Genomic DNA, 16,117 nt, shown 5'->3' with positions numbered 1-16,117 from the left:
GCGGGAGCCGATAATGGAAAAACGTAACGAACTCTATCGTGGTAAAGCCAAGTCGGTGTACACCACCGATGATCCGGATCGCTTGGTCCTGCTGTTCCGCAACGACACCTCCGCCTTTGATGGGAAGAAGATCGAACAGCTCGATCGCAAGGGCATGGTCAACAACCGCTTCAACGCGTTCATCATGCAGAAGCTGGAAGAAGCGGGTATTCCGACCCAGTTCGACGCCCTGCTGTCGGACAACGAATGCCTGGTCAAAAAGCTCGACATGATCCCGGTCGAATGCGTCGTGCGTAACTTCGCCGCCGGCAGCCTGGTCAAGCGCCTGGGTGTGGAAGAGGGCATGGCCCTGACGCCGCCGACCTTCGAACTGTTCCTGAAAGACGACGCCAAGGGCGACCCTTTCATCAATCAGTCGCACGTTGTCACCTTCGGCTGGGCGACCGCTGAACAATTGGCGCGCATGCAGGAACTGACCCTCAAGATCAACGACATCCTCAAGGGCTTGTTTGACGCTGCCGGCCTGCTTCTGGTCGACTTCAAACTGGAATTCGGCCTGTTCAAGGGCGAAATCGTCCTGGGCGATGAGTTCAGCCCGGACGGTTGCCGCCTGTGGGACAAGGAAACCCGCAAGAAGATGGATAAGGATCGCTTCCGCCAGGGCCTTGGCGGCGTGATCGAAGCCTACGAAGAAGTTGCCCATCGCTTGGGCGTACCGCTGCCGTAAGGCTTCCGTCCTGCCCGCGAATGCTGGTAAGATGCGCGCCGACTTGGAGAGTTGCCAGAGTGGTCGAATGGGACGGATTCGAAATCCGTTGTACGGGCAACCGTACCCAGGGTTCGAATCCCTGACTCTCCGCCACTATTCGACCTCAAAGCCCCGTATATCGGGGCTTTGTTGTTTTTGGGTTTCGCTGTTCCCCCACTTGATCCCCCATTTGGTTGGCGGAAAGCCGTTCTCTCGGTAATACGAATTTTGTGGAAATCCGAGGTCCCCAGGGCGTCGATTTGCGTGGTCTGCCCATAATTTCCAGAATGCGAATTTTGCGGAAACATAAAAACGGTTCCCCCCGTCGTTCGGGATATCCAGAGCTCCAGCTTTTTGCCTCCCCCCTCCCTGTTCCAGATCCGTGACGCTAGCCGTCCAGCGGTGTAGGCGTCCAAGCCACCGCGCACAGCGTCGCGTCGGCACCGATTCGTCTTTGGGGCTTGGCTCGTTGTCATACCAGGCGTTGGTTGGCATATCGACGGCATGCAGGCCGTCTTCCATGCGCGTTTCATCGCGCTGACAACACAACAACCAACCTCTGCATTTTTGTCGTACATAGCGTGATGGCGGGGCCCGAATTACCCTCGGGGCAGGGGTGGCCGGGAGGACCCATTGACCGGGGCGCGGGGCTTGGCTCGATGTGTCCGCACGCGATGCGGACAGGTCAGCGTTTGCTAGGCCTTTACCTCCAGTGGTGGTAAAGCCTGCTGGCTGGGCCTAGATATAGTGGCTGCTCGATAGGCGCACTGTTGGCGGGGCGAGTGATCCAGATATGGATCATGCTGCCGAATGTGTTCCTGCATCCTCTCAGTGCAGAAATGCAGGAATCGGCTACAGGCCGCGCCGTGCTTGGTGTGCAGTGTTTTCGCAGAAATGCAGGAAGGGCTGGTTTTGATGCGGGGCGGTGTCCCGTTATGACGCCTGCTGCGGCATCAGGAAAGGGGGCAGATTGCCTGCCCCCGTCACCTTTACGACGCTTTGACCTTCAGCAGCTTGATGCACTCGCTGTTCACCACGTCACCGCCTACACGCTCGGTCGTGTAGAAGTTAACGTATGGCTTGCTGGTGAACGGATCGCGCAGCAGGCGGCGGCCAGTTCGGCGCACGATGTAGTAGCCCCGCTGGAAGTTGCCGAACAGGACAGGGTATGCGCCGGCCGCAATGTCCGGTGCGTTCTCGTCGATCTCGACCGGGTAACCGAACAGGGTGTCGGGCTCGCCTTCCGCCACTGCATCGCGCCACACATAGTCGTCGTTGTTGTCCTTGATCTTGCTCAGCACCAGGGCGGTGTTGTCGTTCATGATCCAGGCGGCACCGGTTCGGTACTTGGCGCGAAGGGCGGCTTTCAGGTTCTTGAGGTCGTCGAACCCAATCGCTCCAGCGGTCTCCGACTCGACCGATTGCAGGCTACCGAATGCGCGAACGCCGTCGGCCTCTGCGGTGATGGTCTTCGTGAGGATGCCGGTCGGCTTGTTGGTGCCGTCGCCGTTGAACAGCGCCGCGCCCAGTTGGTCGGAGAACTCGTCGCCAATCTCGGTGGTGATGTAGTTCTCGGCGTCGAACATGGCGTCGTCGATCATCGCTTGGGTCAACTTCGGGTTGGCGTACAACTCGCCTACCGGAATATCGATAATCGCGAGCTGCGGGGTGCCCGTTTCGGGGCGGCCGTCAGTTTCTCCGACCCAGCCAGAGGTTGTGCCGCGCAGGTTAATCACCTTCTTGTAGTTCGGGCCTGCGGTGGTGACGGTTCGCGCCAGGCGGGCAATGGCTGATGCGTCGAGCTCCAGGCTCTCCACCTCTTGGTCGAGATACTCGGGCACAGCATAGCCGCCATCCGGATCTGATCCGATAGACATGGCTTTGCCTTGCAGCTCGATCAGGCCGCTGTCGTCGCCGCTCTTGATGTAGGTGCGCAGGGCTGATTTGCCTTCGCTGCTCGCTTGCGATTTGCGACCTTCGGCAATGCTTCCGGGGCGCTTCAGGGTAACCAGTTCCTTCTCGATGAGGTCGTAACGCTCGTCTTGCTTGGCTTTGAACTGGTCGAACTTCTGGCCGAGGGCTTCGGCCACTGCTTGTACGTCTTTCAGGTCTGTAGGCATGGTGGTGTCCTTCAGTTGGGGATTGAGTGTTCAGCGACTCCCGATGCCGCCAGGCCTCACGCCAGCAATCAGTTCGGGTGGTTCGCGACCTCTCGCCGCGGCTCCTTCGTCGAAGGGGGCCGGCAGCACCTTCCCGGTGCCGCCCCCTATGCCTTGCTCGATGTACTGCTACGGGTGACTCAAGCGGTCATTGTCCCTGGGCTGTTTCGCGACTCGGGAGGCCCGCGCAGGGGAGTCGCGAAACTGGGGCAGCCCTATGCCCGAAAACCCTCCCCCTGCGCTGGTGGCTCGAGCGTGCGCCAGGCGCGCGCCAGAATCTTTGCCTCTCGGCAGCTAAAGCCTCGGACCTTGAGGAACTGCTCATAGTCGCGAATGCTTTTGATCGCCGCCCTGGGTGTGCTCATTGGTCGCCGCCCCGGGTGGTAGTGCCGGCTTGAATAGCTGCCCGGATTGTCTCGCCGGGGTCGGCTGGATCGCCTACCCAGCCGCCATGACCGGGCAGGTTGAGGATGCCGCCATCAGCGTGCGCAAACGGTTTGCCTTCACTGAGTGCGATCAGCAGGGCGCTACCGAGCAAGCTGCCATCCTCGGCAGCGTCGCGAATGCGGCGCCAGGCATTGGTTACTTCGGCTTTGGTGGCTCTCGCTTGGCGGCCTCTGGTTGGTGCTGCACTGGTCATTCGCTGTCCTCTATCTGATGAAAAAGCCCGATAAGCCCAAATTAGGCCCGTTGCTGCTCTGCTGGTAGGGCGTTCTCGGGCGTCATTCGTTGGTTTCAGTCACAAAGCGTCGTATGTCGTCGATTCTGTAAAAGCGCCGATTCCCTCTGCGCACATAGGGCAGGGGCGGGGTGCCGGCAGCGGCTAGCCGGCGCAGCCAGGACGGTGCATAGCCAAGCATCTCTGCTGTTGCAGGCTCAGGTATCAGGCCGCCCAGCAGTGGTACTACGCCCATGCGCTCCAGGTGGGCGCGAATCTCGTCGTCGATGGTCATGGCTGCTGCTCCAGGTATTGCGCCAGCAGTGCCCGGCCGGTCGGGCAGTATCGCCCCGTCGCCGGATGGCAGGCAGGGCAACTGCTCAGGCTGTGACGGTGCAGGGCGTCGCGCGCGGCCGTCCATTCAGCGGTGCGGGTGTTGCTGCTCCCGCTTATGGGGTTGCTTTCGCGAAACGGGCCTACGCGCGCATGCGCGCGCGCGTACTGCTCCCGCAATTGCCCGCATACTCGCGCCAGTGCCAGCCAATCCGGGCAGCTGGCGATCAGCTTGGCGGCGTGTCGTGGGTCTGTCCGGTACTGCTCTGCCATGTCGCTGGCGTCGATCAATCCACGCGCCAGCAGATCATCTGCGGTGGTGTTCAGCAGGGCGGCCACACGCTCCAGCCAGGTGCGTTGCTGCTGGCGCAGGTGCTCGATTACGGCGGGCTTGTGGTCGCGCAGTAGGGCCAGCAGATCGGGGGTTGGTGGTTCGGGTGCACTCCAGGTCAAGCGGTCGCCAATCAGCATCAGTACAACACCGGATTGCCGGGCGTGTTCGATCAGGTGGGCGGGGCTCATATCTCCCCCTCAAACAGGGCGGCCTGTTCTTTTTCGCGTGAAGTGGTTGCGACATTTGCGACACCCGCGACAAGTCCCGTGTTTACTGGGTTTGACGGTTGCGACAGAGTTGCGACAGGTTGCGACAAAGTGTCGGCCGGCTCTGATTTGTCGCAGGTTGTCGCAAAGGTGTCGCACGTTCCGGGGCTAGGTGTGGCGGGCGTTGTCGCGGGTGTCGCAGTTGTCGCAGCGGGGTTTAGCTGAAATTGCTTTCCGTTGCTGGTCAGCAAATAGCGGTGCTCGACCAGGACGGCTAGCAGGCGGTCGCGGGCTTTGGCGCTGCGGCGAACAGATTGGGGGCCTTCTCGTTGTAGTTGCCGGGCATCGAAGGACTGCCAATCTTTCTCTACCAGCCAGGCTATTAACGCTGCGGCCTGCTTCAGGTCAGGGCTAAGGCGTTCCCCCTCGGTGTAGCGCGCCCACTCACCAACCGAGTAGCGGACTATCGCGCAGGCGCTTTGCATGATGCTGTCGGTGATCTCTGGGCACTGCTCAAAACAGGCGAGGACGGCGGCTAGGCGTCTGGCTAGTTCGCCAGCGCGTCCAGCGAAAGGCCGCACGCCTGCCAGATCGCCTAGTGTGCTCTGTTCGGCTTCGGTGGCGTTGTAATGCTCTCGCCAGACTTCTTCGGCCGCCGGGGTTGGCTGCAAGGTGGGCGGTGTCACCTCTCCCGTCTCGGTGTCGATGGCAGCATCGGTTGCCATGATGGCCCGGCAGCGGTCCCAGAAACGATGCAGGCGCGGATCGTTAAATGCGCTGCTGTGCATGCGGTCCGGGGTCAAAAGGCGCGTACCGGCCAGGCTCGGGGCGTCAGCGAATAGGAAGCGCGGCAGGAAGCCTTGGCCTTGCAATAGCGGGTCGTCCAGCGCTTCGGCCACTGTCACAGCCTGCGCCAGCAGGTGAACGCTTAGGCGGCGGTGATAGGCCACGCCAGAGCCCTCGACGTTGCCTCGTGATCGCGTGCGTTCAAAGGTGCCGCTATCAAACGCCTTGACCAGGCCGCCTAGTGTTGAAGCGCGGGTATCGGCTTTCAGTGATGCACCACCAAACAGCTGGCCGCCTTCGTCGGTGTCCCAGCAGGCAGCCGGCATGCCTCGGATAAAGTCGCCTGCAATCGGCTCGAACGTGGCGTCGCTGTATTGCGTGCGTGGATCACTCGGCAATGGATGCTCTGCCAGGTACTCATCACGGGCTTTGCCTTTCAGGTGTGCCGCCCCGTCCTCGATCTCTTTGCACTGCTGGCGGTAGGCGCTGCGGGCTTCGCGCTCGGCGTCGTCGATGACGCGAAACGCCAGGCGGCGGCACTCGCTCTTGCGGTCGCCGCTGTTTGCCAGTGTGAGCAGGAACAGGGAGCAGGGCATGCCGTCCAGGCGATTCAGCGCGGGGGCATTGACGCGGGTTTGAGCCAGGTAGGCAGCGACGCCAATAACGCATTGCCCGGCGATGGCTTCGGGTGCCTGCACATGGTGAGCGATAGCCCTTGCAGCGTCTTGCAGCAGTGTTGGCAGAACATGCACCGGATAGGGCGCGGGCTCGGATGCTTCAGGCATCAGCGGCAACGGCTGGGGGTAGGTGGGATCTGGTATCAGCGTCATAGCTTGCCCTCCTGCCATTGGCGCAGGTCGTTGAAGTCTGTCATGGTCAGGGGTTCGTCACCGCTCCAGGGCGGCAGGATCAGGCCACAGCCCAGCGTCGCGGCGGCGGTAATGGCAGCGGTCTTGCCGGGGTTGCCCTCGGTCTGGCGGTCGTCGTCACCGGCTACGATCAGCAGGGCGTCAGGGTAGGTGCGTTGCAGCTGCTGCCCGACGGCTAACAGGTTGCCGGCGTTCATCGCGCAGGCGACGGGGTGGCCGGTGTTCTCGTGCAGGGTTGCGCCGGTTGCCCAACCTTCGCACAGGTACAGGGGCTGGCCTGCTTGTATCAGTCCCAGCGGGCTACAGCAGCCTTTCACGCGGCCACCAGACAGAAAGCGCTTGCTGCCGTCTGGGTGGATGCGTTGTACGTTCATCAGCTCGCCTTTGTGGGTCAGCGGCACCAGCAGGGCATCACCCAATTGGCGGAGGGCGTGCGGTCGGCATCCCTTGGCGGTTAGGTAGGGGTGTTCTGGATCGGCGCGGCGGGCATCACGCCACAGCTTGCGGGCATACTCGGCGGTGGCCTGCTGGCGCTGGCGTTGCTCTGCCTCCCGTTGGCGTCGGGCCTGTTCCATCTGCTGGCGCAGGTGGTGGGCTTCGCGCTGGTCGGCAGGCTCCCGGCTGGTCCAGGTGTGGCAGTCGCCAATCTTCCAGCTACCAAAGGCACCAGACGCAATGACGCCAGCGTGCAGGACGTACCAGCCGTTATTGCTGCCGGGTCGGTCGCCGGGGACGGTGAAACGATGAATCATGCCGTCTGCTATCGGGTCCAGGTCCATTGCTCCATAGACCGCTTGCGGGGCATCACGGAAGGCGGTTATGCAGTCCATAGCAGCACCTCCAGCGCCAGCAGCAGTATCAGGTCAGGGCCAGCGGGTTGCAGCGCCAGCAACAGGGCGTTGGTTGTTTGCAGGCAAGCCGGGGGCGTCACCGCCTGCCGGCAGTGTTGGTTGGTGGTCATGGTTATGCCTCCGACTGGCTTAGGTAGTACAGCGCGACGCCCTTATGGGTGCGGCCGTGTTCGTCGGTCTGGGTGATGCGTTGGGTACTGATGTTGTGGCCGGCGTCGCGCAGTTCCTTGATGCGTGCGGCGGGCTGCATCACGTTCAGTTTGCTGCGGGCGGTGATGGTGTCCACCGCGCCATATTCCAGGTGCTCCAGCAGTCGTGCGCGTTGAGCGCCAGTACTGGTATTATTGGGGCTGTGTGTATTGGGGCTGGCCTTCGGGTCGGCCTTTTCTTTGCCTGTCATTTAGGCGACCTCCCCCAGTTGCTTGGCGATCCAGGCTTCGACTTCCAGGCTATCCCAGCCAACGGCGCGCGGACCGATGCGGCGGGCCTGCGGAAACGTGCCGGCCTTCATGAAGTTGTAAATGCTGGCGCGCTTGTAGCCGGTTTTCTCGATCACTTCCGGCAGGCGCATGATGTAGCGGGTAGACATAACCAGAACTCCTTTGCGCTTGTTGGCGCTTAATGGGTTGTGGTTATGCATTCAATAGATGGTTGCCTCTGAGGTGTTCTAACTAGAATTGCCGTTGTTCTAGTTAGACTCTGGCGTTCATGCTTTATCTTCTGCATGGGCGGCTTTGAGCCATCTTGCCACTGTGTCTTTGCTGGGGAGTTGCGCGCCGGCTAGGTCGCTCGAGCTCTCCATAGCATCGTACGCTTTGTAAGGCTCGGACAGGTCAAGGTCAGCCATGCGTGCCAGCGCGGCTATGATCTGGGCTACGTTCCGGCGCTCTCTTGTATGTATTGGTCGCTCTTTGTCGGTAGCAAGCCCCTTCAAGTCGGCAGCGTTGAAAAATAGCTTGTCCCTCTCTAGCTGGATCGGGCGGCCTTCCGGCCATAGCAAGTATGAGCTGAACTCTTGTGGAGCGGCAGGGTAGACGCTTTCAACCTCAAGTGCGGTTGGGTTGCCATCTGCGTCGGTCAGGTGTGCTTGCTCGTCGAGCATGAGGTCGAACAGGAGGCCTTGCGGTATCTGAATAGTGATGCTGTGCCACTTGCCAAGGTCTGGGCCGGCAACTTTCTTTCCACTTGGCTCGGTATGTGTTGGGCCGTGAAGCGTGACGGGCGCGTCAATTTTGTAAAAGACGGGTATCTCGCCGTCAACTGCTCGGTCCAGTGCTTCCTCTGCCGTAATGCCGTGAACCTTTGGGTCAAATCGGCGATACAAAACAAGGTCTGATACTTTCATAGCGCCTCCTCAGGCGACCTACTAAATCAACCAGCCAGGCGGGTAGGTGATCCGCTTTTCGCCCCGTCGGGCTAGGCTGGTCGAACTCGGTTAGGCTGCTAGGCCGTCAAGGCGTCGCAATGCCTGTTGGTAGTCCGCCTCGATCTCCGATGCTGCGACCGAGATAAGCATGCATTCTGCTGCGTAGAAGCTCTGTGCCGGTTCTGCCAAGGCCAGCCGTTCGCAGGCTAGATCTACTTCATCGTCAGTTGCGAATGGTCCTAGATACCCATAGGGGCCTCGGAGTATGTCTCCGCGCTGCACGACAAGAAACCGGGTGAAGTCTCCAGCGGAATCGAACTTGGGGTGCGTAGACTTGTTCATTGCTTGCCCTCCATGCTCTTGGCGGCGTGGTAACTCGGCGGCAGAAACCAGTCTTCGGCATCGCCCACAATTTCCGCGCTCCCGGTGGTTTTCTCCAACGCCAGGTCTGCAAGCCAGCCGATTTTGTCAGCCAATGCCCCAAGCGCGTGCAGGCGTCGGCCGGTGCAAGCGTCTGCGGTGGCGCACGCCTCCATAAGCTCGCCGCCCAGGGTGTTTGCTGCGGTTCCTATTTCACCAAGAATGCTATGCAGGAGAGCAGTAGTGTTTTCAGTGGTCATTGTGATTTCTCCAGCGCGCCGCACATTTCGGCTTCTTCGCACAGGTCGTTGCCTGCACTATGAAGGAACCCGGACAAAGCACGAATTGCGTGCGCCAGGCCTTCGCGGTCCTCGTTATTCATGTAGTGCTCAGAACCGTCAGCGCCTAGCAGGTTGGCTATAGCATCAAGCCCGAGTGCAGCGCTTACCGTCCGCTCGCCGTGGTCCCATGCCAGTTTAGGCAGCTTCTTGATATGCTCTTGGTATTGCATGGCGTGTACCTCGTATAGTCGCCGTGTGATAGCCGGGCCACTGCTCCAACAGCGGCCCGGCACCTATCGGATGCCGTCCGGTCATCCAGATTTCTTGAAATTGCCGCGCACTACCTTGCCGCTTGGGGCGGTGGTCGCGTAATGCGCCCAGTCATCCATCATGGCCCGGCGCTTGTCGAACAGATCGCCACGCCGATAAGCCGCCTCAACTGCATTGCCGATGGTATGGGCTAGTGCCTGCTCGCATACGTCGCGCGGGTAATGGGTGGCCTCTGCTGCCCAGTCCCGAAACGTGGAGCGAAAGCCGTGCATGGTCAGGTCGTCACGCTCCAGACGGCGCAGCCCCATCAGCATAGCCATATTGGACAACGGGCGGCCGCGTCGGGCACCAGGGAACACATAGGGGCTGTCATCATCACGGGGCAGGGCTTCCAGCACAGCGATGGCAGCGTCAGATAGTGGCACCCGGTGTTCTTTGCTGGCCTTCATGCGTTCGGCTGGAATGGTCCAGGTGCGGGCCTGCATGTCGATCTCCGACCATTCAGCGTTCAGCACCTCGGCACTGCGGCAGGCGGTCAGGATGGTTAGGCGCATGGCGGCGTGCGTCAGGTTGCCGGCTTCGCTCAGTCGCGCCATAAACGCGGGCAGGTCCTGCCAGGGTAGGGCGGGGTGATGCTTCACCGCTCGCACCTTGGCACGCTTGGGCAGCAGCTTATCCAGGTGTCCGCGCCAGCGGGCTGGGTTCTCGCCATCGCGCAGGCCGCGTGCCTTGGCTGCGTCCAGTACCAACTCAATGCGGTTGCGCACTCGGCTTGCGGTTTCGGGCTTGGTCGTCCAGATCGGTTGCAGGACCTTCAACACCTGCTCGGTGGTTATGTCATCCGGTGACAGCTTGCCGATAACGGGCGATGCATAGGTGTTCAGAGTGTTTTCCCATTGCTGGGCATGCTTGGCGTTCTTCCAGCCGGCGCGATGGGCGGCAATGTAATCGGCGGCCACTTGGTCAAAGGTGATCCGTTTGGCGGCCTCGACAATAGCGGCGGCCTGCTGGGCTTCGCGTTCAGCATGGGCGGCGTCGATAGGGTCAATGCCGCTAGCGATCTGTCTGCGAGCGTCCTCGGCATCCCTGCGGGCGTTCTCCAGTGAACGGCCAGGGTATTTGCCTAACCCCATCTCCCGGCGCTTGCCGTTGATCTGATAGCGGAACACCCACGACTTGCGGCCAGTTTTGCTGACTACAAGGCGCAGGCCGTTGCCGTCCTCATAGGTTCCCGGCTCTGTCAGGCTTTCCACCTGCTTGGATTTCAGCTTGTTTGCAGTCCGGTCCGCCATGCCTGATCCCCCACTTATTCGGCTGATCCCCCATTTGATCCCCCATTAAGATGGTGGAAGGAAACAGGGTGCTTTGGTGCTTGTTGGACGGATGTTAGGCTGTAATGCCCGTGAATGCTAGGCTTTGTTGATTTATTTTGTTCGTTTAGTGGAATTGAATAGACGCTTATAGATTGGTTTTTGTAGGACTGACTCTCCGCCAATAAACAAAAACGCCCAGCCTAGCTGGGCGTTTTTGTTTATCCGGCGAGCTCTCGGTGAGAACCCTCGTTCGACCGAGCCTGCTTGCAGGCGAGGAACGCCGGAGCATCGCGACGGCGGCCCCTCGAAGAGGGGTGAGGCGCGCAGCGCCGAATAATCCCTGACGAAGTCTCAGACGGCACAGTCCCCGGCTCAGCTGGGCGTTTTTGTTTATCCGGCGAGCTCTCGGTGAGAACCCTCGTTCGACCGAGCCTGCAAGCTTACCTGCCATCTCAGGGCCGGGCGGCGTCAGTTCTGCAGCTCGCTTGTCATGACCGTGACAACGCTGGGGCGCTCGGGCAGGCTGCGCGGGAATGCCGAGAGCGGCACCGGCGCGGATATCAGATAGCCCTGTACCTCGTTGCAGCCAGTGGCGCAGATGGCATTGAGCTGCTCGGCAGTTTCAACGCCTTCGCAGACCGTACGCTTGCTGAGGGTGATGGCCAGCTCAGTAATCATCCGCACGATGGCCTGGGCATCCTGTCGGGTCAGCAATTCGGTAATGAATGAGCGGTCGATCTTCAGGGTGTCGAACGGAAAGCAGCGCAAGTACGACAAAGACGAGTAGCCAGTACCGAAGTCGTCCAGTGCCAGTCTTACGCCGGTCTCACGGATGGCGTGGAGCATGGCCAGCGCCTGATCCGGGTCATCCAAAATTACCGACTCGGTGACCTCCAGCTCAAGCCGCTGCGGGGCGAGCTGGTAGCGTTGCAGCAGGGTCTTGAGGTCCTCAAGAAAATGCCCGAACTGTATCTGCATCGCCGAGACATTGACTGAAATGGTCAGCCCTTGCAGTTCGTTGACTGCGGCCCGGCAGGCCTCCTCAAGTACCCAGTGGCCCAGACCGTCAATCAGACCGCACTGTTCGGCAATGGGAATAAACTCGTCCGGTCCGACTCTGCCCAGCTCGGGATGGCTCCAGCGAATCAATGCCTCGGCGCCGACAATCTCCCACTGCGCGAGATCAACCTTTGGTTGCCAGTGAACCTGAATCTGCCCTCGCTCAATGGCGTGTCGCAAACCCTCTTCAATGGCCAGTCTGCGCCGGCTGCGCTCGCCCATTTCCTCGGAGTAGAGCGACCAGCAGCCCCTGCCCGCAGCCTTTGCTGTGTAGAGTGCCATATCCGATTGCACCATCAGATCATCCAGATGAGGACCGCCCGGCGGGCGCACGCTGATACCGATGCTGGCGCCAACGCGAAACTCTCGCTCAGCGACGGTGACAGGGTTACTGAGGTTGCTGATCAGCTTCTGGGCCAGGGTGGTGATCTCTGTGCTGCTCTCAAACTGCCATACCACCAAGGCGAATTCATCGCCGCCGAGGCGGGCGACCAGCATGTTGTCGCCGGCGCAACCGAGCAGGCGGCGGGCGATGACCTGAAGCAGGGCGTCGCCGGTACTGTGGCCGTGGTTGTCGTTGATACTCTTGAAGCGGTCCAGGTCGACCGATAGCAGGGCCAGTGGCTGGTCGCGTTTGACCAGTGCACTGATGGTGTCGCGCAGCTTGAAACGGTTGGCCAGGCCGGTCAGTGAGTCGGTATGGGCCAGGGTTTGCAGCATGCGTTCGTTGTTGACCTTGTCGGTCACGTCGCTGACGATGCCACGCCGTCCGACAAAGCGGCCTTGATCATCCAGAAGAATTTTGCCCGTCAAGGCCAGGTGGCGCACTCCGCGGCGGCCTTGCAAGCTGAGCGGCAGTGCACGGAAGTTCTGGCGACATTCAATCAGTTCGGTGCCTTGCTTCTTCAACTCCGCGCAGCGATCACTCAGCAGCTCCACGAAGCGTTTTTCCAGGTGCTCATTGGGCGCCAGTTCAAGCAGTTCGATCAGCCGCGGCGAAACGTGGTTGAGCATGCCATCGGCGTCTGTTTCCCACAGCGCGTCACCGGCATCCAGCTCGAAGTCCTGAAGCAGCACCGAGAGCATTTCGCCCTGGCGCGAAGCTTTGCGCTGCGCATTGATCAGGTCGGTTGATTTGCGCCACGACAGCAGCGCACCGATGACTACCATCGGCGAGTAGAGTGACAGCAGCAGGGCGAAAGCAAAGAAGTGAGTTTGACCGGTAAACAGCAGGCCGATCAGGGAGGCCAGCGTGTATATGCCGACATAGATGATGCTGGCACGTGGCAGCGGGCTGAGAACAAACCCGCCGGCGCCGATCATTCCTGTTACCAGTGTCGAGATGGTCATCTGCTGCAGGCCACCACTGGTTGGGAACCAGAGGATGATCATCACACCCCAAAGGCAGGCTAGCCCCGCCGCGAGAAGGGTAGAGCGCTTTATTCGGCTTACACCTGACGTCATCAGACCCTTATCCGGCATTCGCCACCAACTGACGCAGGCGAGCAGGCAGCTCAGGGTGAGAGCACAAAACCAGACCCATAGCCCGCTTGGAATATCGGGCGAAAAACTCAGCAGGATGCAGCCGCCGGCGCCGACGTTGGCAAACATCATCGCGGGCGTAACGCGAATTACCGAGGTGAGGTGGGTGCCCCGTAACAGCGCCATTTCGCGCTCGTTACTGCGGTACATTTGCGCGATGTCGTCGCGCAGTGATTCAAAGGTCTGTGAATATGGTTTCAAACGACACCCACCGATGACGTGACTGCATTCTGTCTAGACACTAGCAGAATGCAATCACATCTGACGATAGGCTTTAGGTCGCAGCCGAGTTATTCCCAATCAACCGGACAGGCCCGGCAGCCATGCATGGTGACGTCCAGAAAGGTGCCGTAGTGCAGGCGAGCGCCTTCCAGGTTGGCATCGGTCAGGTTGGCGTGGTTGAGCTTGGCTTCCTGCAGGTTGGCGTCGCGCAGGTCGGCGCCGGCCATATCGGCCTTGGGCAGCCAGGCCATCTCCAGATTGGCGGCGCGCAGCACGGTGCCTTGCATGGTTGCACCGCTGAAACGCGCAAAGTCCAGGCTGGCGCCCGTAAAGTCTGCGCCCTTGAAGCTGGCTCCCTGCGCTGTGAGGTTCCAGCCACTGATGGCCACAAACTGTGCTTCGTCGGCCTGGGCGCCGCGCATGGCGGTTTGCTGCAAGCTGGCACGGGTAAAGTTGGCTCCTTCGAGCCGGGCGTTGTCGAGTCTGGCTTGGTCAAGTACTGCATGACGGAGGTCTGCATCGCGCAGGTCGGAGCCGGTCAGGTCCGCCTTGCGCAGATCCAGGTGGCGGAGATCAGCGCCACGCAGATCAGCACCCTGGCATTGCGTGCCGGGAATCAGCGCGCAGCCGTTCAGCGTGCGAATGTCTTCCTCGGCAATGTCAGCGCTCTGCGCCAGCAACGCGGGGCTGCCCAGTGCCAGCAGACTGGCAGTCAAACGAATAAGCAGTTTCATGCTCTTCTCCATAGCCCTGCCCACCAGGTGGGCAGGGCGTTTCAGGGGGTTACTCGTTGGCCCAGCTGGGCAGCTTGAATACCCAGAACGAGCCGCCCTGAGCGACCGGTTTTGTCAGCTCGGCCATGTCGCCGCCCCACAGTGGAACCGCGCCGCCGTAACCGGTTGTCACGCCGATGTACTGTTCGCCATCCTGCTCCCAGGTGATCGGCGGGGAGATGATCCCGGTGCCGGTCTGGAACTGCCACAGCTGCTCGCCGGTCTCGGCGTTGAAGGCCTTGAAGTAGCCATCGCCGGTGCCGGTGAATACCAGATTGCCACCGGTGGCCAGTACACCGGCCCACAGTGGCAGTGGCTCCTTGTGCTCCCATGCCACGCGGCCGGTCTGCGGGTCCATCGCGCGCAGAATGCCGACGTGATCGTCATACATGCGCTTGATACGGAAGCCCATGCCCAGATAAGCGGAGCCCTTGGTGTAGCTGACTTCTTCTGTCCAGTAGTCCTCCTTCCAGTGATTGGCCGGAACGTAGAACAGACCGGTGTCTCGGCTGTAGGCCATCGGGTTCCAGTTCTTGCCGCCGAGGAACGGCGGGGAGACCTCGATCGCTTCGCTGCGCTCCTGGCCTTCTTCCAGGCGCGGCGGACGCTGACCTGCGTTCTCGATCGGGCGACCGGTTTCCAGGTCAATGCCGCTTGCCCAGGTGATGTTGTCGACAAACGGGAAGGCGTTCATCAGCTTGCCGTCTTCGCGGTTAACCACATAGAAGAAGCCGTTGCGGTCGGCGTGGGCCGTCGCGGGTACTTTCTCGCCGTCCTGCTCGTAGTCGAACAGCACCAGCTCGTTGTTGCCGGAGAAGTCCCAGGTGTCGTTCGGGGTGTGCTGGTAGAACCACTTGACCTCGCCTGTGGTGGCGTCGACGCCGACCTGCCCGGAGGTGTAGAGGCTGTCGTAGTCGTTCGGGTTGCCATCTTCCGGAGTGCGTGCCCAGCCGTTCCAGGGGGCCGGGTTGCCTGCACCGATGATGATGGTATTGGTTGCCGCATCGAAGCTGGCGCTCTGCCAGGGCGCGCCGCCGCCGTGGCTCCAGGCCTCGACCTTGCCGGTCGGCGAGTTCGGATCATCCGGCCAGGAGGGCGCTTTTACGTCGCCGGTGGGGGTGCTGTCTTCGCCGTTCAAACGGCCCATGTGACCTTCGACGAACGGGCGCATCCATACCTCTTCGCCGGTTTCCGGGTCGCGGGCAAACAGCTGCCCGACCACACCGAATTCATCGCCGGAGGAGCCGTGGATCAGCAGCGCGCGGCCGGTGGCCTGGTCCTGCACGATGGTTGGTGCGCCGGTCATGGTGTAGCCGGCCTTGTGGTCGGCGAATTTCTTGCGCCAGACCACCTTGCCGGTGTCCTTGTTGAGCGCAACGATGCCGGCATCAAGAGTACCGAAGAACACCTTGTCTCCGTAGATGGCGGCGCCGCGGTTGACCACGTCGCAGCACGGGCGGATATCGTCGGGCAGGCGATGCGAGTAGCTCCACAGTCGCCGCCCGGTTTTGGCGTCAAGGGCGAACATGCGCGAGTAGGAGCCGGTGACGTAGATCACGCCATCATGGACGATGGCCTGGGATTCCTGACCGCGCTGCTTTTCATCACCGAAGGAGAAGGACCACGCCGGCGTCAGTTTGAACACGTTCTCGTCGTTGACCATGTTCAGCGGGCTGTAGCGCTGGGCGTTCGTGCCCAGGCCGTACATCAGCACGTTGTTGGTGGTCATGTGGTCGTTGGCGATGTCCTCCCAGGTAACCGGGGTGGCCGCAGCAGGGCCCGCGACGAGGCCGAGGCCAGCGGCGAATACCAGGCTCCTGATGGCCTGGCTGACGGGCTTCAGCGCGGGAAGTCTTGTTGTTTTCATGGCAGTTTTCCTGTTGATCGTTGGCGTGTTCAGCGAGGGCTGATCCACGGCTCATGGTGGGCGTGGTGTCAGGGCGCGGATACGGAAAACAGCCCGGGTACGGCGGGAAAATTGCCCGTA

19 protein-coding genes and 1 tRNA gene are annotated in these 16,117 nt (G+C 61.1%); 2 read left to right on the top strand and 18 right to left on the bottom strand.

Features of this window, described 5'->3' with window-relative positions:
- The first annotated feature begins 13 nt into the window (after nucleotides 1–13).
- Nucleotides 14–727, top strand: a complete 714-nt coding sequence (gene purC / locus B7O88_RS09330; protein WP_088275506.1) for a phosphoribosylaminoimidazolesuccinocarboxamide synthase — start codon at nucleotides 14–16, stop codon at nucleotides 725–727.
- Nucleotides 728–772: 45 nt separating this feature from the next.
- Nucleotides 773–862: transfer RNA gene (locus B7O88_RS09325), tRNA-Ser, on the top strand.
- On the opposite strand, the gene B7O88_RS18065 is transcribed toward B7O88_RS09325, so the two are convergent.
- The 18 genes from B7O88_RS18065 to exaA all read right to left on the bottom strand — a co-directional run bounded on the left by B7O88_RS18065 (nucleotide 863) and on the right by exaA (nucleotide 15,997).
- A complete protein-coding gene (locus tag B7O88_RS18065; RefSeq protein ID WP_140418573.1) occupies nucleotides 863–1,270 on the bottom strand; it encodes a hypothetical protein in 408 nt (135 codons plus the stop codon).
- Between the two features lie 467 nt (nucleotides 1,271–1,737).
- Nucleotides 1,738–2,868 carry a phage major capsid protein gene (locus B7O88_RS09320; RefSeq protein ID WP_088275504.1) on the bottom strand — a complete coding sequence of 377 codons (1,131 nt, stop codon included), beginning with the start codon at nucleotides 2,866–2,868 and terminating at the stop codon, nucleotides 1,738–1,740.
- A gap of 400 nt (nucleotides 2,869–3,268) precedes the next feature.
- Nucleotides 3,269–3,547 carry a hypothetical protein gene (locus tag B7O88_RS09315; protein ID WP_088275502.1) on the bottom strand — a complete coding sequence of 93 codons (279 nt, stop codon included), beginning with the start codon at nucleotides 3,545–3,547 and terminating at the stop codon, nucleotides 3,269–3,271.
- 82 nt (nucleotides 3,548–3,629) lie between these two features.
- On the bottom strand, nucleotides 3,630–3,860 hold the full coding sequence (locus B7O88_RS09310; protein WP_088275500.1) for a helix-turn-helix domain-containing protein: 231 nt from the start codon (nucleotides 3,858–3,860) through the stop codon (nucleotides 3,630–3,632).
- Nucleotides 3,857–4,420, bottom strand: coding sequence for a TubC N-terminal docking domain-related protein (locus B7O88_RS09305; RefSeq protein WP_088275498.1), 564 nt, complete (start codon nucleotides 4,418–4,420; stop codon nucleotides 3,857–3,859). Before B7O88_RS09305 ends, B7O88_RS09310 begins: the two co-directional genes overlap by 4 nt.
- Entirely contained in the window at nucleotides 4,417–6,054 is a 1,638-nt protein-coding gene (locus B7O88_RS09300) for a DUF3987 domain-containing protein (protein WP_160003170.1), read from the bottom strand. Before B7O88_RS09300 ends, B7O88_RS09305 begins: the two co-directional genes overlap by 4 nt.
- A complete protein-coding gene (locus tag B7O88_RS09295) occupies nucleotides 6,051–6,923 on the bottom strand; it encodes a toprim domain-containing protein (protein WP_088275495.1) in 873 nt (290 codons plus the stop codon). The genes B7O88_RS09300 and B7O88_RS09295 overlap by 4 nt, the downstream gene beginning before the upstream one ends.
- Complete coding sequence (locus B7O88_RS17960; RefSeq protein ID WP_160003171.1) at nucleotides 6,911–7,054, bottom strand: hypothetical protein; 144 nt, start codon at nucleotides 7,052–7,054, stop codon at nucleotides 6,911–6,913. The genes B7O88_RS09295 and B7O88_RS17960 overlap by 13 nt, the downstream gene beginning before the upstream one ends.
- Before the next feature lie 2 nt (nucleotides 7,055–7,056).
- A complete protein-coding gene (locus tag B7O88_RS09290; protein WP_088275494.1) occupies nucleotides 7,057–7,344 on the bottom strand; it encodes a helix-turn-helix domain-containing protein in 288 nt (95 codons plus the stop codon).
- Complete coding sequence (locus B7O88_RS09285; protein WP_088275492.1) at nucleotides 7,345–7,533, bottom strand: AlpA family transcriptional regulator; 189 nt, start codon at nucleotides 7,531–7,533, stop codon at nucleotides 7,345–7,347.
- 117 nt (nucleotides 7,534–7,650) lie between these two features.
- The gene (locus tag B7O88_RS09280; RefSeq protein ID WP_088275490.1) at nucleotides 7,651–8,289 is read right to left on the bottom strand and encodes a hypothetical protein; all 639 of its coding nucleotides are present in this window, start codon (nucleotides 8,287–8,289) and stop codon (nucleotides 7,651–7,653) included.
- 90 nt (nucleotides 8,290–8,379) lie between these two features.
- Nucleotides 8,380–8,652, bottom strand: a complete 273-nt coding sequence (locus B7O88_RS17955; RefSeq protein ID WP_088275488.1) for a hypothetical protein — start codon at nucleotides 8,650–8,652, stop codon at nucleotides 8,380–8,382.
- Nucleotides 8,649–8,930, bottom strand: coding sequence for a hypothetical protein (locus B7O88_RS09270; protein ID WP_088275487.1), 282 nt, complete (start codon nucleotides 8,928–8,930; stop codon nucleotides 8,649–8,651). Before B7O88_RS09270 ends, B7O88_RS17955 begins: the two co-directional genes overlap by 4 nt.
- Nucleotides 8,927–9,181 carry a hypothetical protein gene (locus tag B7O88_RS09265; protein WP_235005768.1) on the bottom strand — a complete coding sequence of 85 codons (255 nt, stop codon included), beginning with the start codon at nucleotides 9,179–9,181 and terminating at the stop codon, nucleotides 8,927–8,929. Before B7O88_RS09265 ends, B7O88_RS09270 begins: the two co-directional genes overlap by 4 nt.
- 81 nt (nucleotides 9,182–9,262) lie before the next feature.
- Entirely contained in the window at nucleotides 9,263–10,513 is a 1,251-nt protein-coding gene (locus B7O88_RS09260; protein ID WP_088275485.1) for a tyrosine-type recombinase/integrase, read from the bottom strand.
- 489 nt (nucleotides 10,514–11,002) lie between these two features.
- Nucleotides 11,003–13,336: a putative bifunctional diguanylate cyclase/phosphodiesterase gene (locus B7O88_RS09255; RefSeq protein ID WP_088275483.1), complete on the bottom strand. Its 2,334-nt coding sequence runs from the start codon at nucleotides 13,334–13,336 to the stop codon at nucleotides 11,003–11,005.
- Between the two features lie 89 nt (nucleotides 13,337–13,425).
- A complete protein-coding gene (locus B7O88_RS09250) occupies nucleotides 13,426–14,091 on the bottom strand; it encodes a pentapeptide repeat-containing protein (RefSeq protein WP_088275481.1) in 666 nt (221 codons plus the stop codon).
- A gap of 49 nt (nucleotides 14,092–14,140) precedes the next feature.
- Nucleotides 14,141–15,997, bottom strand: coding sequence for a quinoprotein ethanol dehydrogenase (exaA, locus tag B7O88_RS09245; RefSeq protein WP_088275479.1), 1,857 nt, complete (start codon nucleotides 15,995–15,997; stop codon nucleotides 14,141–14,143).
- Between the last annotated feature and the right edge of the window lie 120 nt (nucleotides 15,998–16,117).

Origin of the sequence: Halopseudomonas aestusnigri (assembly GCF_002197985.1) — a bacterium.
In the GTDB taxonomy this organism is placed as follows: domain Bacteria; phylum Pseudomonadota; class Gammaproteobacteria; order Pseudomonadales; family Pseudomonadaceae; genus Halopseudomonas; species Halopseudomonas aestusnigri.
Note: the sequence above shows the minus strand (reverse complement) of the source record. Positions and strands in the feature narration are given on the sequence as shown.

Excerpts from the sequence above, each read along its gene's own strand:
- purC (WP_088275506.1), top strand. The coding sequence starts at position 14 with ATGGAAAAACGTAACGAACTCTATCGTGGTAAAGCCAAGTCGGTGTAC.
- B7O88_RS18065 (WP_140418573.1), bottom strand. The coding sequence starts at position 1,270 with ATGGAAGACGGCCTGCATGCCGTCGATATGCCAACCAACGCCTGGTAT.
- B7O88_RS09320 (WP_088275504.1), bottom strand. The coding sequence starts at position 2,868 with ATGCCTACAGACCTGAAAGACGTACAAGCAGTGGCCGAAGCCCTCGGC.
- B7O88_RS09315 (WP_088275502.1), bottom strand. The coding sequence starts at position 3,547 with ATGACCAGTGCAGCACCAACCAGAGGCCGCCAAGCGAGAGCCACCAAA.
- B7O88_RS09310 (WP_088275500.1), bottom strand. The coding sequence starts at position 3,860 with ATGACCATCGACGACGAGATTCGCGCCCACCTGGAGCGCATGGGCGTA.
- B7O88_RS09305 (WP_088275498.1), bottom strand. The coding sequence starts at position 4,420 with ATGAGCCCCGCCCACCTGATCGAACACGCCCGGCAATCCGGTGTTGTA.
- B7O88_RS09300 (WP_160003170.1), bottom strand. The coding sequence starts at position 6,054 with ATGACGCTGATACCAGATCCCACCTACCCCCAGCCGTTGCCGCTGATG.
- B7O88_RS09295 (WP_088275495.1), bottom strand. The coding sequence starts at position 6,923 with ATGGACTGCATAACCGCCTTCCGTGATGCCCCGCAAGCGGTCTATGGA.
- B7O88_RS17960 (WP_160003171.1), bottom strand. The coding sequence starts at position 7,054 with ATGACCACCAACCAACACTGCCGGCAGGCGGTGACGCCCCCGGCTTGC.
- B7O88_RS09290 (WP_088275494.1), bottom strand. The coding sequence starts at position 7,344 with ATGACAGGCAAAGAAAAGGCCGACCCGAAGGCCAGCCCCAATACACAC.
- B7O88_RS09285 (WP_088275492.1), bottom strand. The coding sequence starts at position 7,533 with ATGTCTACCCGCTACATCATGCGCCTGCCGGAAGTGATCGAGAAAACC.
- B7O88_RS09280 (WP_088275490.1), bottom strand. The coding sequence starts at position 8,289 with ATGAAAGTATCAGACCTTGTTTTGTATCGCCGATTTGACCCAAAGGTT.
- B7O88_RS17955 (WP_088275488.1), bottom strand. The coding sequence starts at position 8,652 with ATGAACAAGTCTACGCACCCCAAGTTCGATTCCGCTGGAGACTTCACC.
- B7O88_RS09270 (WP_088275487.1), bottom strand. The coding sequence starts at position 8,930 with ATGACCACTGAAAACACTACTGCTCTCCTGCATAGCATTCTTGGTGAA.
- B7O88_RS09265 (WP_235005768.1), bottom strand. The coding sequence starts at position 9,181 with ATGCAATACCAAGAGCATATCAAGAAGCTGCCTAAACTGGCATGGGAC.
- B7O88_RS09260 (WP_088275485.1), bottom strand. The coding sequence starts at position 10,513 with ATGGCGGACCGGACTGCAAACAAGCTGAAATCCAAGCAGGTGGAAAGC.
- B7O88_RS09250 (WP_088275481.1), bottom strand. The coding sequence starts at position 14,091 with ATGAAACTGCTTATTCGTTTGACTGCCAGTCTGCTGGCACTGGGCAGC.
- exaA (WP_088275479.1), bottom strand. The coding sequence starts at position 15,997 with ATGAAAACAACAAGACTTCCCGCGCTGAAGCCCGTCAGCCAGGCCATC.